The organism is Chryseobacterium sp. A301, assembly GCF_054489425.1.
The window spans coordinates 425647-440173 of record NZ_JBTMWY010000001.1 but is presented as its reverse complement, the minus strand read 5'-3'; the positions used below and the strand labels follow the sequence as shown (position 1 = coordinate 440173).

Below are 14527 nucleotides of genomic sequence, written 5' to 3'. Positions count from 1 at the left end.
GAAAGCTGAACCTCTAAAGGTTCAACTTTCCGTAATTAAATTAAAGGGATGAAAATAGACTTACTTAAAGTCACTTACTTTTTGCTAGTATTAGAAATATCTTTCACGACTTCCGTATAGGCCGCTTTTTGTTCTGGGCTTAAAACGGACTCAATCGCTGCTTTTCTTTGCGCATCAAACTTCGTCCAATATTCTTTGCCAAGTTCGGGATTGCCATGATACAAGTCGTGCGCATCGGAATAGGACTTCTCAAAAGCATCATTCGCCGCATTGACCACTTGCATTTGGGATTCATCCAATTGCGCTTCAGATTGAATCAGGGCCAAAGTCGCATTGTTGTACCTTGGTCTCTTTCTTGTGTTCTCATCTACAAACTTACTGTACTTCGCCATTTGCTCAGGGGTTAAAATCTTCGCTACTTCCCCATCTTGACTCGCTTGGAACTCTTCGTATTTAGAGAAAAGAGTGACACGGTCCGGGTGTTCACCAAGGGTCGCTCGGAAGCTCTTACGAGACTCATCGTATTTGTCGGTGATGGCTTTAAAGGTCGTTGAGGTTTCACTATCCAAATTCAATTCTTTTTGAATGATAGAATAGTCAGCCATTCTTTTCTTTCCTTCTTTTGAACAAGCCACTACGAGCATGACAAGAGCAAAAGACAACAGAGTTTTGATTAATTTCATTTTTTCAGTTTTATAAGATTAGAATTTATATGTCAATTGTACAGAAGCATTGCGCGGTTGAATCTGATCCAAATAGCCTCCTCGGAAATAAGAACTATAATTCACCACATCGGTTAAGTTGTTAAGGAAAACTCTCAGTCCGAGATTTCCCATTTGGTATCCTACTTGCGCTTCGAGTGTAGCATAGCTATCAAGTTCAAACGGTTTCACTCCGGGTTCCACGGAATTTACGTGGGTCGATTGGATGGTTTTCTTTGTGTAATTGTCCACCGGTCTCGCCCCCACAAAATAAGCACCGACTCCGAAATCAAGACCTCGAAGTGTCCCTTCGTTAAATTTGTAGTTTACCCATCCGTTCGCAGTGTGTGAAGGAGTGTTCATAGGAGCAGAATCGTCCATATAGGCAGGAGATTCCTTATACTTCGCATCTAAGTACGAGTACCCAGCCATCACCTGCAGATTGGTCATTACCTTACCAATTAGTTCTAAATCCACACCCGAACGAACCAGTTTCCCCGCAAGACCATAAAGACCTGTCGACTGTCCTTGTTCATTTAAGATGGTGTAGGAAAGATTGTCTGTATTCATATGAAACAAAGTCACATTGAATCTAAGTTTTTCTTGGAACCAGTCCGATTTCAATCCGGCCTCAACTTGATCTGTTCTTTCTGACCCTACAATTCCACCTCCTTCAAGAGGATTGTTTGCACCTCGTAAAGAAGTGGTTGAAGTATAGGACGCGAAGATATTCATATTCTCTCGTGGGGAAACCATTAAACCTAAGGTCGGGTTCCAAGCATCTTTTACAGTTTCTGCATCGAGTCCATTCAAATGGCTATAGCGAAGTCCAAGAACTGCTTTTAAGAATGGATTGATTGTGATCACGTCTTGTGCAATAAGTCCGTAGGTACTGTTTTTTGTATTGACAGCATCCGGTCTCGATCCAAAATCAAGATTGACTCCTGCAGGAAGTGTATTGTTAATTTTCTCGAGTACATTGATTTGATCGACATTCGACTTGGTCGCATACGAATAGGTATCCACATTGGATTGCGTCCAGTCAAACCCTGTTTGAAACGTATGCTTAATAGAGCCCGTATACACATCTTGTCCAATGAAATCGAATTGCAACGTTTGGTTGTTGTCTTCTCTTTCGCTTCGTCCTAAAGAACGAGACAAAATAGCGTACCCCGTCGAACTCGATCCTTTTCCTAGGGAAGAAGAAATATTGTCATTTGTATAAGAAGAATTGTAATAAGCAGCGCGTAACTTCAATTTATCACTTAGTCGGTGAGTAAAATTCGTCGCTAAATTAATAGTCGTGGTATGGCTATTGTCCGTTTTGAAACCTAAAAAGTTTCCTTTTGGCATTTCGTAAATGTGATTTTCACTTCCAGGGCCTAAGTTCACGGTCCCTCGGTCTGGAGTTAAATTGGAATTGAAATAATCCATTTCCACACTTACTTCCGTTCGATCGCTTATTCGGTAAGCGACGGAAGGATTAATGTAAACTCTTTCTCCCTGAACATTGTCTCTAAAGCTCTGGTTGTTTTGATACGAAGCATTTAGTCTAACTCCTACTTTCTTTGCAGGGTCCAGAACACGTTGTACATCGAGAAAACCTCTGTATAAATCCCAACTTCCGTAACGCACTCCCACACTTCCCTTGTTAATGAAATGCGGTTTCTTAGTCACAATATTAATCACTCCCCCAGCATCTCCTAATCCACTAGCCACTCCTTGGGTAACGGCGGCCGATCCTTTAATTACTTGGATGGATTCTACTCCTTGCATATCCGTTAGCATAGAGCTCGTTCTAAAATCACTGTCCATGCGAACTCCATTTTTAAGTACAGGTACTCCGCGGTATCCACGGATTGTCATACTTTCCTTAGTTCCGCCATAAGAGGCAAATTGCGTAACGCCTGGAATGTTCTTTACGACATCGGTTACACTAAGTCCCCCTAAGTCTTCAATCACTTTGGAAGAAAGAACTGATATGCTTTGAATTTGATCTCTAGTTTTGAGAGGCATACGAGTAATCATCTCAAGACCTTCCGGCTGGGCAGCACTGGCTCCAAATAAGTTTACCTCTTCTATTTGTGTTACGGCCGGGATAGAATCCTTTTTTTGTTGGGCAAAGATCCCCATAGATCCTAAGACAGCGGCAATAATTATTGATTTTCTCATAAGTAACTGTCGTTTTTTTCGATGCCCAAAATTACAATTTTTAATTAGTCTAAATAAGGACTTAGAATGACAAATATCAGTTATTTAAAATTAATCTAGAACTATTCTAAATAAGATTGGCTAATTTAGAATTGGAAGTACCAAAAAAAAACCGCTCCAAAGAGCGGTTTTGAGTTATAGTGAGTAAACAAGGATCATACTTTGATCTCAACGTCTACTCCACTTGGAAGTTCTAGCTTCATTAGAGCATCAACCGTTTTCGAAGAAGAAGAGTAGATATCCATTAGACGCTTGTGTGCGGACAATTGGAATTGCTCTCTCGCTTTCTTGTTCACGTGAGGAGATCTTAACACAGTAAAGATTCTCTTGTTGGTTGGCAATGGAATAGGTCCATTTACAACAGCCCCTGTAGCTTTTACAGTTTTTACGATTTTCTCAGCAGATTTATCTACTAAATTGTAATCGTAAGACTTAAGTTTTATTCTAATTCTTTGTGACATTTTAATCTAATTTTAAAAATTAACCTTTAGCTTTCGCGATTACATCTTCAGCAATATTGTTAGGTGCTGCTTCGTATTTCTCGAACTCCATGGAAGAGGTTGCTCTACCAGAAGACAAGGTTCTTAACGAAGTCACATAACCAAACATTTCAGAAAGTGGGACAAATGCTTTAATTACTTTCGCATTGTTTCTATCGTCCATACCGTTTACGGTTCCTCTTCTTCTGTTAAGGTCCCCTACGATATCTCCCATGTATTCTTCAGGAGTCACTACTTCAAGTTTCATGATCGGTTCCATGATCACGGCTTTCGCTGCTCTACCGGATTCTCTGAATCCCATTTTCGCTGCAAGTTCAAAAGAAAGTTGATCCGAGTCCACTGCGTGGAAAGATCCGTCTTTCAGTGTAATTTTCATGGACTCTACTTCGAATCCAGCCAAAGGACCGTTTTTCATAGATTCCTTAAATCCTTTCTCAACCGATGGAATGAATTCTTTTGGAATGTTACCTCCTTTAATTTCATTCACAAAGGTAAGACCTGGTTTGTCTTCGTCTGCAGGACCAATTTCAAATACAATGTCAGCAAATTTACCACGTCCACCCGATTGCTTTTTATAAACTTCACGGTGAGATGCTTTCGCAGTAAGTGCTTCTTTGTACTCTACTTGAGGTTGACCTTGATTTACTTCCACTTTGAATTCGCGTCTCATACGGTCTACGATGATATCTAAGTGAAGCTCTCCCATTCCGGAGATGATCGTTTGACCTGAAGCTTCGTCTGTTTTTACTTGGAATGTTGGATCTTCTTCTGCTAATTTAGCAAGAGCGTTCCCCATTTTATCCTGGTCCGCTTTTGTTTTCGGCTCTACTGCAATCCCGATCACTGGATCTGGGAACAACATAGATTCTAAAACAATTGGGTTTTTCTCATCAGAAAGAGTATCTCCTGTTTTGATATCTTTAAATCCAACAGCAGCACCAATATCTCCAGCCTCGATATACTCCACTGGATTTTGCTTGTTTGCGTGCATTTGGTAGATTCTAGAGATTCTCTCTTTGTTACCTGATCTGTTGTTAAGAACGTAAGATCCTGCATCCAATCTTCCAGAATAAGCTCTGAAGAATGCTAAACGTCCCACAAATGGATCCGTCGCAATTTTAAACGCTAACGCAGCGAATGGTTCGGTTACGTCAGGTCTTCTTGTAATAGGCTCGTCTGTTTTTGGATCGGTTCCATCAATCGCTTCTTTATCCATTGGAGAAGGAAGGTATTTACATACCGCATCCAGCATAAACTGAACTCCTTTGTTCTTGAATGAAGAACCACAAGTCATTGGGATAATCGACATATCGATTGTCGCTTTTCTTAGGGCTTCGTTGATTTCGTCTTCTGAAATAGAATCTGGATCTTCGAAGAATTTCTCCATTAGAGTGTCGTCATAATCCGCTACTGCTTCTACTAACTTCTCTCTATATTCGTGAACTTCTTCTTTCATATCCTCTGGAATTGGCACTACGTCAAAGGTTGCCCCTTGTGTATTGTCATGCCAAACGATCGCTCTGTTCTTGATAAGGTCTACAACCCCAACAAAGTCTTCTTCTGCACCAATAGGAAGTACGATTGGAACGGCATTCGATCCAAGCATTTCTTTTACTTGCTTCACTACCATTAAGAAGTCTGCACCTTGACGGTCCATCTTATTAACGAATCCCATACGGGCTACTTTGTAGTTGTCTGCAAGTCTCCAGTTCGTTTCCGATTGAGGCTCCACACCGTCTACGGCAGAGAATAAGAAAACAAGACCGTCAAGTACTCTTAACGAGCGGTTTACCTCTACGGTAAAGTCAACGTGTCCCGGGGTATCAATAATATTGAAGTGGTAATCTTTTGACTCAGGTGTAGGTTGTCCGTCTTTACGAGGGAACACCCAACTACAAGTAGTTGCTGCAGATTGGATTGTAATCCCTCTTTCAGCTTCCTGCTCCATCCAGTCCATCTGAGAAGAACCTTCGTGGGTTTCTCCCAGTTTGTGAGTTTTACCCGTATAGAATAAAATTCTTTCTGTCGTGGTGGTTTTACCTGCATCAATGTGAGCAGCGATACCAATATTTCTTGTGTATTTAAGGTCTCTTGCCATTTCAGATTAGAATTTAAAGTGTGAGAACGCTTTGTTGGCTTCTGCCATTTTGTGCGTATCGGATTTCTTCTTGTAAGCAGCACCTTCTTCTTTTGCAGCCGCGATAATTTCAGTCGCTAACTTAAGAGCCATTGATTTATCGTTTCTTGCTTTAGAATATTTGATTAACCATTTCATGGCCATTGAAATTTTTCTGTCTGCACGAATCGGCATTGGAATTTGGAAGTTTGCACCCCCAACTCTTCTTGAACGTACTTCTACGTGTGGCATTACATTGGTTAGCGCATCTTTCCAGATGTCAAGAGAAGTCTTTTCAGTTTCTCCTTTTTTCGCTTCTACTAAATCTAATGCATCGTAGAATATCTTAAATGCGATCGATTTCTTACCATCGAGCATTAAGTTATTTACAAATCGTGTTACCAGTTGATCATTAAACTTCGGATCCGGTAACAACGGTCTTTTTTTCGCTTTTGTCTTTCTCATTGTTTCGTTTCTAAATAATTAATGATTACTTTTTCTTACCAGTTGCAGCCGCTTGACCTGGTTTTGGTCTCTTAGCTCCATACTTGGATCTTCTTTGGGTTCTTCCGTTAACACCAGCGGTGTCTAAGGCTCCTCTAACAATGTGATAACGTACTCCCGGTAGGTCTTTCACCCTTCCTCCACGTACCAATACTATCGAGTGCTCTTGAAGATTGTGTCCTTCGCCCGGGATATAAGCGTTGACTTCCTTCCCATTAGAAAGTCTTACCCTTGCAACTTTTCTAAGTGCAGAGTTCGGTTTCTTAGGAGTAGTCGTATATACTCTCGTACATACTCCTCGTCTTTGTGGACTGGATTCAAGGGCAGCCGATTTGCTCTTCTTGGCAAGCGTGGCTCTTCCTTTTCTAACTAATTGTTGAATAGTAGGCATTTAATTGCTTTTTATTTTAGGGTGCAAAAGTAGTGAATATTTTTTATTTGGCAATAGCTCTTGCCATAATTTCAACATTTGCCTCGCTTCATAGTCAATGAATTACCCCAGATTTTCCCAAACATAAATGGTGGACCCCTTGTGATTTGGAGGATCAAAGGTCTATCTCAATCAAAAAGTAGAGGGTGAACAGGAACATAATCAAAGTTCACACTTCGCAAATCATATTGAATATCATGCAGATTGAAACCTTCTATTCGATGCTTTGGGTATCGCCATCGATTCTTCCTACCTTTGTCTTAATCAAACAAGAAACTTAAAAACAAGCGATATGAAAAGACATGCTATTATCGGTCTGGCTAAGGCCGACTGCGAAGAAATCGCAGGTAAATTAAATACTCTACTTGCCAATTACTCTATTTTTTACCAAAACACAAGAGGGGCTCATTGGAACATTACAGGAGATCAATTTTTCACCTTGCATCCCAAATTTGAAGAGCTTTACAATAATTTAGTTTTAAAAATTGATGAAATCGCAGAGCGAATTCTAACCCTCGATGGGACTCCCCTACACAACTATTCAGATTATCTTGAAATCTCAACGATCAAGGAAAGTAAGGAAGTGAGCGACCCTGTAAAAGCGGTCGAAAACATTCTACACTCTTTTAAAATCGTGATTGATTTGCAGAGAGAACTTCTCGATTTGAGCGAAAAAGCAGGAGACGAAGGAACCAACTCTCAAATGAGTGATTATGTGACCGAACAAGAAAAAGAAGTATGGATGTATAATGCGTATTTAAGAAAATAAAAGCTTTATCCAAGTTTTTCGAAAATCGCCCCTCGTGGCGATTTTTTTATGATCTGTTTCGTTACATTTGTATTTACTTAGTAAACAATATATGGCAGACGTTCGATTCAACTCCATCCTAGACAATGATTTCTACAAATTCACAATGCAAAATGCAGTTGTAAAACTGTTTCCTACCCAAAGTGTAAAATACGAATTCATCAACCGGGGGCAACACTTCTTTCCTCCCGGATTTGCGCAGGAGCTCCGTCAGGCCGTAAACGCAATGGCAGAACTTAAGTTAACCAAAGCAGAAAAGTCCTATCTGCAAACCACATGTCCCTACATTGACCTTCCGTATCTTGACTTTTTAGAAGGTTACCATTACGATCCTTCAGAGGTCCATATTGAACAGGAGGGAAATGAACTGAAAGTTTGGGTCGAGGGCCTATGGTATCGAACAATCCTTTGGGAGGTCCCCCTTTTAGCTCTTATCTCCGAACTCCATTATGTTCTAAATCATATGGAAAGAGATTCCAACGAAACGGTCATCGAAACGACGGATCGAAAAGCACAAAAACTGGTTGAACTTGGGGTCACTTTTGCAGAGTTTGGCACCCGTCGTCGCCACTCCTACAAAGTGCACGACATGGTTGTGAACTCCCTGGTTCAAAATCAAAACACGAAATTCACGGGAAGCTCAAACGTTCACTTCGCAATGAAATATGGAGTGAAGCCCATTGGGACGCATGCGCACGAATGGTTCATGTTCCATGGGGCGGAGTTTGGATTTAAAATGGCAAACAAACTCGCCTTAGAACATTGGGTGGATATCTACCGCGGGGATCTAGGAGTCGCTCTTTCGGACACCTACACCACGGAAGTGTTTTTTCAGCAATTTGACAAAAAGTTTGCAAAACTATTTGATGGAGTCCGTCACGACAGTGGAGATCCTATGGAATTCGCAGACATGACCATTGCCCATTACGTAAACAATGGAATCAACCCACTCTATAAATACATCATCTTTTCCGATGGACTGAACCTAACCAAAGTGGAAGAAATTCGTAACTATTGCGAAGGAAAAATCGGCACTTCGTTTGGAATCGGCACCAACCTCACGAACGACGTGGGTCTAAAGCCCATGAACATTGTCATGAAGCTCATTGGAGTTCAAGGCCATAATGGAGATTGGATCCCCACAATCAAACTTTCTGACGAGCATGGCAAGTACACGGGTGATCCGAGTATGATTAAGCTTGCCAAAGAATTCTTACAAATAAAAGATTAGAAAATGCGCACTTTCCATCTCATTTTTGTTGGCCTGTTCTTTAGCTTTTGCTTTGCAAATGCACAAAACAAAGCAGCTGAGCAAGACAAGGAAATCCTAAACCCGAATTTTGACCAAAAACTAGCAGACTCCTTGGGCGCAGATGACTATGGAATGAAATCTTACATCTTGGTCATTCTAAAAACAGGACCTAAGGACAAGGAACTAACCGACCCTGTCCAAAGAGCAGAACTTTTCAAAGGCCATTTTGCAAATATAAATGCATTGGCAGATTCTGGAAAACTGGTGATTGCAGGTCCGTTTTCGACTGCAAACACACGAAAGTATCGCGGAATTTTTCTTCTAAATTGCAAGACAGAGGAGGAGGCAAAAGAACTATTGAAGGGCGACCCCACGCTGAGTGAAGGGATCTTTGAAGCTGAGATTTTACCCTGGTATGGCTCTGCCGCTATAGGTACCCACCTAAAAATTCACAAGAAAATCGCGAAACAAAACCCCTAAGGAATCCCCTAGCTTTGCTCTTGATTGTACTCACATAGTTTCGTACTTTTGAACCATGGAAACCATATATCTGATTGTAGGACTCGTACTGGGTATTTTACTCGGCGGTCTAATCGCCTATTTTTTAAACAAATCTTCGAGCGTAAAGCGAAGTCAATTTGAAGATTTGAATGAGAAATTCATTCAAATTAGAACAGAACAGCAAAATGCGATCAAACAAATGGAGCATTTGCAAGGGCAACTCGAGCAGGATCAAGCTAAAAGAAAGGAGCTAGAAGCTGCGTTAGAGATAGCCCGAGAGACTCAGGCCGGTATCCATGCAAAATTTGAAAGTCAAACCCAACACTACGATGAAGAAAAAGAGCGCACGAAAGATCTTTTAGCTCAATTAGAAACTTTCCGAACGGAGGAGCAAACCTTATTTGGACAAAAAACGCAACTCTTTGAAGAAAACAAGCAACTGCGCAGCAAAATCGAATCCCATGTCCAGGAAGTAGAAAAACTACATGAGCAGTCCAAACAGCAGTTTGAAAATCTCGCCAATAAAATCTTTGAAGAGAAATCAACCAAATTTTCCCAGACGACCCAATCCAATCTCAAACTAATCCTCGAGCCCTTTCAAGACAAGATTCAAGAACTTAAAACCAAAGTAAGCGAATCTTATGAAAAGGAGTCTAAGGAACGATTCTCCCTTGGAGAAAAAGTAAAGGAACTAGCCCAACTAAATCAACAAATTTCCCAAGATGCGAAAAACCTAACGCGCGCCTTAAAAGGAGAAAGCAAAACCCAAGGAAACTGGGGCGAAATGATTTTGGAGAGCATACTAGAAAAGTCCGGACTGGTAAAAGGACGGGAGTACTTCATGGAGCATCAATTAACTGACCAAGATCAAAAAGCACTCTTTTCCGAGTTCTCTGGAAAGAAAATGCGTCCGGATGCGGTGGTTAAATACCCAGACGATCGCAGTGTCATCATTGACTCCAAAGTTTCTTTAACGGCCTACTCAGCCCTAATTGACGAAACCGATCCCGACACGTACGAATCGCATCTAAAGCTGCATGTAGGTTCTATGAAGAATCACATCCTCCAACTCTCTCAAAAAGCGTACGATGATTATGGGAAATCCCTAGACTTCGTAATGATGTTCGTTCCTAACGAAGCCGCCTATATTGCAGCTATGCAGCACGATTCTACTCTTTGGAATTACGCCTACGACAAAAGAATTCTGCTTCTCAGTCCAAACAACTTGATCACTTCGCTTAAGCTAATTGCAGATTTGTGGAAACGGGAATACCAAAATCGAAATGCGATTGAAATTGCGGAAAGAGGCACTAAACTTTACGACAAGTTCGTCTCGTTCGTGGAAAACCTAGAAAAGGTTGGGAAAAACATAGATGCTGCTCAAAACACATACAACGAAGCCTACAAGCAACTTAACACCGGAAGAGACAATTTGATTCATCAAACCCAAAAAATGAAAGCGCTGGGAATCAAAAGCAAAAAAGAATTCTCGCAAACCATAATTGAACAGTCCGAAGTCGGCAATGATGCCACCCTAGAAAACCATACGAATGAGAATTGAAAGTGCGCAAAATGAAAAAATAAAGACCCTCACTCGACTTTTGACGAAAAATCAAGAGCGCAAAAAACAAGGAATCTTTTTTGTAGAAGGTAGACAGGAGAATAAAAGAGCTCTTGATTTCCACTACGAGCCCCTTGAGTTTTATATATGCGAAGATTACTACCACGAACCTCTTCCGAATTCAAAAATTTATCTTGTTTCCTCTACGGTCTACGAAAAGATTGCCTATAGGGGAAGTTCCGAAGGGATCCTAGGTGTCTACAAAGCAAAAGAAAGTGAACTATCCGAGTACAAACCCGCTTCCAACGCCTCAGTTATTGTTCTGGAAGGAATTGAAAAGCCAGGCAATCTAGGAGCCATTCTTCGCAGCTGCGAGGCTTTTGGTATCGATGCGTTAATTATCAGCGATCCAAAGGTAGATTTATACAATCCTAACGTAATTCGTTCTAGTGTGGGTTGTTTGTTTGGGCTTCAGGTCTACACTTCAAACAATGAAGAGTTGCACTCGTTTTTGCAAGAAAATAGCTTTCAGATCCTAACCACCTTAATGGACCAAACGTCCAAGTCACTTCCTTCCAAAGATCTAACAAAAAAATCAGCCATCCTCTTCGGGACTGAGCATTCAGGACTCTCCTCATTTTGGGAAAACAAGGGCCAAAACACTCTTATTCCTATGGTAGGTACCATTGACTCACTCAACTTAAGCAATGCCGTTGCAATAAGCTGTTATGAGATCGTAAGGCAAAAAATGGAAAAATAGATAATTGCATCTAAAGCCTAAACATAAAAAAGCCATCCTACCTAAGGTAAGATGGCTTTAGCTTTTCTAAACTAGTGACTAGTTAGTTGCTTCTTCAGCAGCTTCAACAGCAGTTGCAGCAGCTTCTTCAGCAACAGTAGCAGCAGAATCAGCAACTACGTTTGCAGAGTCAACTACAGCTTCAGCTGAATCAACTACAGCAGCAGTAGAATCTACTACTTCAGCAGCAGTGTCAACAGTTTCAGTTTTGTTACAAGCTACAAGAGCTAAAGCAGCGATACCCGCTACGAATAATGACTTTTTCATAATAAATTATTGTTTTAAAAATTGTTTTTTTAATTAAGCGTGCAAATGTAATTCATTTTTTAATACGTCGCACTTTTTTTTATCCATTTCTGGAATAAAAAGGATTTTCTACTAATTAGTAGCTTCCTTAACTGCTTTCTTAGCTTCGTTTGCAGCTTTCACAGTTGCATCCGCAGCTCCTTCCGCAGCATCAGCAGCTCCTTTCGCAGCGTCCTTTGCTATTTCAGCACCCGCCGCAGTCGTTGCAGCCGCAGCATCTTTAGCAGCGTCAACCGTTGCAGTTGCAGCAGAATCAATAACAGATGCAGCCGAATCCGCAATTACAGCAGCCGAATCAGCTAGTGCATTTGCAGTTGAATCTGCAGCGTTCGCAGTTTCTACAGTTTCTGTTTTCTTACATGCTACTAAGGTAAGTGCAGCAAATCCAGCTAGGAATAATGATTTTTTCATAATAAGGTGTTTGGTTTGATTTGATTTCCTATTTTTGTTATTCAATCTAGGATTCGCTCTAAAGCACATCTTCAATTGAACAATACAAAGGTATATCGGATACCAAACTTGTTTATGAAAATTGATTGTATTATATTTGTAAAATCAATTTACAATTTTGTATAACTGAAAACCAACGACTTAAATACTAAACATCTACTTTGAGCGATTTAGATTTATTGCATTTTGAACAGCTTAAAACGGAGATTCAGGCAAAATACTTAGAATCACACACTCCGTCTGAAGAAAATATAGCCCATTGGAAAGGAATCGACATCATTTATTTCCAAGAAGATTTGCGTCAAAAGGTGAAAGGAAACATCAGTGAGAAATCATTTTACACCTATTTCAAGAATTCACCCGTTACCAAACTACCCCGCATCGACATTCTAAACTTACTGTCCGATTACGCTGGATACTCTTCTTGGTATGAATTTAAAAAGAAACACCTTTACGCTGATGAAATTCTCTCGGAACTAGAAAATGAAGAAGCGAGCCCAATGACTCACAGTCCTTCTTCCGAATCAAATCTCACGGAGGAACGAGACCCAAAGATTCCTAGCTCTCCTACAAAAATAGAGTCTCAGCCTTCTGAAATGGTTGAATTGGACGCTTCACTCTCTAAAGTCACGAACCACCTAACGGTCCCTGAAAAAAAACAGGAATCAAAAATAGAACTGGGAACAGCAAAAATGTGGTATGGGATTGCGGGACTGGCCTTTATCGCACTCGCAGCGGTGATTTTCCTTTACAAAGACGAGCTCTTCACAAAGGAATATTATTACAACTTTATTGATTCCGATCGAAATTCCAAAATAAACGCGGAACTTCAGGTACAGATTTTGAAAAAAGATGAATCTCCAATTTTATACAATGCGAAACCAAACGAACCGTTCGTGTATCGAAATCCCGAAGGCTCCACGCTCACAATGGTTGTTTCGTCTCCGTACTACCGAACCGACACAATTCGTAGAAACTTAAAAACGGCCCCAGAAAGTGAAATCATTGAGCTAAAGCCGAACGATTATGCGATTATGCTCTATTATTACTCTAATTCCATTCAGGACATTAAGAGAAAGCGGGAGAGCTTAAACTTTCTAATCAGTCAAGACGCCCTTATCTATCAAGTCTATGACAACGACACTTATGGGATTGAAACACTTGACAAATCTCGATATATCAATTTGGTAACTACTCCAACGACTTCTTTAAAGAATATGGAGGTAATCGACACAAAAATGGAAAAAGGTAAGATTGTCTTAATTAAATTTAGAATTACAAACCATGAAGAACTTTAATCCATACGTATTACTCTTTGCCCTTGCCTTTTTAGTATTAGCCTGCAAAAAAGACAAACACGAACTATCACTTGAAAATGTAAAGTACAACAATAACAAGTCCTCTTATCCAAGTGCAAATATGGACAGTGCCCAGGCTATTAATTCCATTACGAAACAAAAAGTACAGGAGGTTATTGATCTTTCGATCCTGTATAGTTCGGGTAAACAAGATACAGAGATTGATTCCGCAATGTACTCTCAACTGCAGGGCTACTTCTTTAAGGCGGATTCAACTACATTGCAACCGTTGTTAAAGGAACTGGATAGCTTCCAAGTGAGAGCTGCAAAAGTGCATAACCTCAGCGTTTATGAAAAAATTCACGAAAATGACACGTTAAATTTTGCGAAATTTGATGTGGAATATTTCTCAGCACAAAATAGATCGATCGCTAGGAAACAGCGTGAGGCGCAGTATGTTCTCGTATCAACGCCCAAACAATTTCAGAAGGAATTTAAATTCTTTTTTCTCAACTTCTATCAAACGCCGATAAAAGACAGTACTTCTCTAGGAGTCACTAAGTAATCAAGTGGAACGTCCGAATCGTATACATCCTCTACGGGTTGTACCGGGTCAAAGTAACCCACCCCCACTTTTTTCGTTTTTGCAGGAAGCGAAGCGAAGAATCGGTCGTAAAACCCTTTCCCATACCCAACACGATTGCCAAGCAAATCACAATACAGAAGTGGTGTGATGACTAGGTCGAAATCCTTTTCCCCACTATCCATTGTGCTTGTAGGTTCGAGTATCCCCCAAGAGTTAAGGGCCATTGGAGTCTCTCTTTTTAGCTCGATTGAAATAAGGGTGTCTCCGACCATCTTAGGAACAAAAACACGGATACCCCTTTCCAAAAAATAGGAAATAAAAAGCTCTGTATTCACTTCTTTAAATTTGGCAATGCTTAGGAAAAGATGCACCTTTTGAATCTCTGAAGGATCAAAGGCTTTAAGAAACCGATCAAAGATTTGTGTAGAATAAGACAAAACCTCATCGCTAGATAAGGTTTTTCTAAGTTCTAAATAATGTTGACGAATTTCACTTTTTGTCATT

The 14527-nt window shown here is 40.5% G+C and carries 16 protein-coding genes; 7 read left to right on the top strand and 9 right to left on the bottom strand.

The window, feature by feature from the left end:
* Window positions 1-74: 74 nt before the first annotated feature.
* The 6 genes from ACX3PU_RS02025 to rpsL form a co-directional block, all read right to left on the bottom strand.
* On the bottom strand, window positions 75-683 hold the full coding sequence (locus ACX3PU_RS02025; RefSeq protein ID WP_459083234.1) for a hypothetical protein: 609 nt from the start codon (window positions 681-683) through the stop codon (window positions 75-77).
* Window positions 684-701: 18 nt separating this feature from the next.
* Window positions 702-2873 carry a TonB-dependent siderophore receptor gene (locus ACX3PU_RS02020; RefSeq protein ID WP_459083233.1) on the bottom strand — a complete coding sequence of 724 codons (2172 nt, stop codon included), beginning with the start codon at window positions 2871-2873 and terminating at the stop codon, window positions 702-704.
* 194 nt (window positions 2874-3067) lie between these two features.
* The gene (gene rpsJ / locus ACX3PU_RS02015) at window positions 3068-3373 is read right to left on the bottom strand and encodes a 30S ribosomal protein S10 (RefSeq protein ID WP_002661363.1); all 306 of its coding nucleotides are present in this window, start codon (window positions 3371-3373) and stop codon (window positions 3068-3070) included.
* A 19-nt stretch (window positions 3374-3392) separates the two neighbouring features.
* Complete coding sequence (gene fusA / locus ACX3PU_RS02010; RefSeq protein WP_459083232.1) at window positions 3393-5510, bottom strand: elongation factor G; 2118 nt, start codon at window positions 5508-5510, stop codon at window positions 3393-3395.
* A 6-nt stretch (window positions 5511-5516) separates the two neighbouring features.
* On the bottom strand, window positions 5517-5993 hold the full coding sequence (gene rpsG, locus ACX3PU_RS02005; RefSeq protein ID WP_459083231.1) for a 30S ribosomal protein S7: 477 nt from the start codon (window positions 5991-5993) through the stop codon (window positions 5517-5519).
* A 25-nt stretch (window positions 5994-6018) separates the two neighbouring features.
* Window positions 6019-6423 (bottom strand): 30S ribosomal protein S12, encoded by a 405-nt coding sequence (gene rpsL / locus ACX3PU_RS02000; RefSeq protein ID WP_459083230.1) that lies wholly within the window; start codon window positions 6421-6423, stop codon window positions 6019-6021.
* 331 nt (window positions 6424-6754) lie between these two features.
* Here rpsL and ACX3PU_RS01995 point away from each other — a divergent pair, with 331 nt between their 5' ends.
* From ACX3PU_RS01995 to ACX3PU_RS01975, 5 genes are all read left to right on the top strand, one after another.
* Window positions 6755-7231, top strand: coding sequence for a Dps family protein (locus ACX3PU_RS01995; RefSeq protein WP_459083229.1), 477 nt, complete (start codon window positions 6755-6757; stop codon window positions 7229-7231).
* Window positions 7232-7322: 91 nt separating this feature from the next.
* Complete coding sequence (gene pncB / locus ACX3PU_RS01990; RefSeq protein ID WP_459083228.1) at window positions 7323-8501, top strand: nicotinate phosphoribosyltransferase; 1179 nt, start codon at window positions 7323-7325, stop codon at window positions 8499-8501.
* Window positions 8502-8504: 3 nt separating this feature from the next.
* Window positions 8505-9002 carry a YciI family protein gene (locus tag ACX3PU_RS01985; protein WP_459083227.1) on the top strand — a complete coding sequence of 166 codons (498 nt, stop codon included), beginning with the start codon at window positions 8505-8507 and terminating at the stop codon, window positions 9000-9002.
* A 55-nt stretch (window positions 9003-9057) separates the two neighbouring features.
* On the top strand, window positions 9058-10584 hold the full coding sequence (locus ACX3PU_RS01980) for a DNA recombination protein RmuC (protein ID WP_459083226.1): 1527 nt from the start codon (window positions 9058-9060) through the stop codon (window positions 10582-10584).
* Window positions 10574-11344 (top strand): TrmH family RNA methyltransferase, encoded by a 771-nt coding sequence (locus ACX3PU_RS01975; RefSeq protein ID WP_459083225.1) that lies wholly within the window; start codon window positions 10574-10576, stop codon window positions 11342-11344. The genes ACX3PU_RS01980 and ACX3PU_RS01975 overlap by 11 nt, the downstream gene beginning before the upstream one ends.
* A 78-nt stretch (window positions 11345-11422) precedes the next feature.
* Here the strand turns inward: ACX3PU_RS01975 and ACX3PU_RS01970 are convergent, their stop codons facing one another.
* Both ACX3PU_RS01970 and ACX3PU_RS01965 read right to left on the bottom strand, forming a co-directional pair.
* A complete protein-coding gene (locus ACX3PU_RS01970; protein WP_459083224.1) occupies window positions 11423-11650 on the bottom strand; it encodes a hypothetical protein in 228 nt (75 codons plus the stop codon).
* A 111-nt stretch (window positions 11651-11761) separates the two neighbouring features.
* On the bottom strand, window positions 11762-12100 hold the full coding sequence (locus tag ACX3PU_RS01965) for a hypothetical protein (protein WP_459083223.1): 339 nt from the start codon (window positions 12098-12100) through the stop codon (window positions 11762-11764).
* A gap of 200 nt (window positions 12101-12300) precedes the next feature.
* Between ACX3PU_RS01965 and ACX3PU_RS01960 the strand changes: the two genes are divergently transcribed.
* Window positions 12301-13437 (top strand): hypothetical protein, encoded by a 1137-nt coding sequence (locus ACX3PU_RS01960; RefSeq protein ID WP_459083222.1) that lies wholly within the window; start codon window positions 12301-12303, stop codon window positions 13435-13437.
* On the top strand, window positions 13424-14002 hold the full coding sequence (locus tag ACX3PU_RS01955; protein WP_459083221.1) for a hypothetical protein: 579 nt from the start codon (window positions 13424-13426) through the stop codon (window positions 14000-14002). Before ACX3PU_RS01960 ends, ACX3PU_RS01955 begins: the two co-directional genes overlap by 14 nt.
* On the opposite strand, the gene ACX3PU_RS01950 is transcribed toward ACX3PU_RS01955, so the two are convergent.
* The gene (locus ACX3PU_RS01950; RefSeq protein WP_459083220.1) at window positions 13957-14526 is read right to left on the bottom strand and encodes a 5-formyltetrahydrofolate cyclo-ligase; all 570 of its coding nucleotides are present in this window, start codon (window positions 14524-14526) and stop codon (window positions 13957-13959) included. The two genes, ACX3PU_RS01955 and ACX3PU_RS01950, sit on opposite strands and share 46 nt — an antisense overlap.
* Window position 14527 lies beyond the last annotated feature (1 nt).

Coding starts and splice junctions, on each gene's coding strand:
- ACX3PU_RS02025 (WP_459083234.1), bottom strand. CDS start 683: ATGAAATTAATCAAAACTCTGTTGTCTTTTGCTCTTGTCATGCTCGTA.
- ACX3PU_RS02020 (WP_459083233.1), bottom strand. CDS start 2,873: ATGAGAAAATCAATAATTATTGCCGCTGTCTTAGGATCTATGGGGATC.
- rpsJ (WP_002661363.1), bottom strand. CDS start 3,373: ATGTCACAAAGAATTAGAATAAAACTTAAGTCTTACGATTACAATTTA.
- fusA (WP_459083232.1), bottom strand. CDS start 5,510: ATGGCAAGAGACCTTAAATACACAAGAAATATTGGTATCGCTGCTCAC.
- rpsG (WP_459083231.1), bottom strand. CDS start 5,993: ATGAGAAAGACAAAAGCGAAAAAAAGACCGTTGTTACCGGATCCGAAG.
- rpsL (WP_459083230.1), bottom strand. CDS start 6,423: ATGCCTACTATTCAACAATTAGTTAGAAAAGGAAGAGCCACGCTTGCC.
- ACX3PU_RS01995 (WP_459083229.1), top strand. CDS start 6,755: ATGAAAAGACATGCTATTATCGGTCTGGCTAAGGCCGACTGCGAAGAA.
- pncB (WP_459083228.1), top strand. CDS start 7,323: ATGGCAGACGTTCGATTCAACTCCATCCTAGACAATGATTTCTACAAA.
- ACX3PU_RS01985 (WP_459083227.1), top strand. CDS start 8,505: ATGCGCACTTTCCATCTCATTTTTGTTGGCCTGTTCTTTAGCTTTTGC.
- ACX3PU_RS01980 (WP_459083226.1), top strand. CDS start 9,058: ATGGAAACCATATATCTGATTGTAGGACTCGTACTGGGTATTTTACTC.
- ACX3PU_RS01975 (WP_459083225.1), top strand. CDS start 10,574: ATGAGAATTGAAAGTGCGCAAAATGAAAAAATAAAGACCCTCACTCGA.
- ACX3PU_RS01970 (WP_459083224.1), bottom strand. CDS start 11,650: ATGAAAAAGTCATTATTCGTAGCGGGTATCGCTGCTTTAGCTCTTGTA.
- ACX3PU_RS01965 (WP_459083223.1), bottom strand. CDS start 12,100: ATGAAAAAATCATTATTCCTAGCTGGATTTGCTGCACTTACCTTAGTA.
- ACX3PU_RS01955 (WP_459083221.1), top strand. CDS start 13,424: ATGAAGAACTTTAATCCATACGTATTACTCTTTGCCCTTGCCTTTTTA.
- ACX3PU_RS01950 (WP_459083220.1), bottom strand. CDS start 14,526: ATGACAAAAAGTGAAATTCGTCAACATTATTTAGAACTTAGAAAAACC.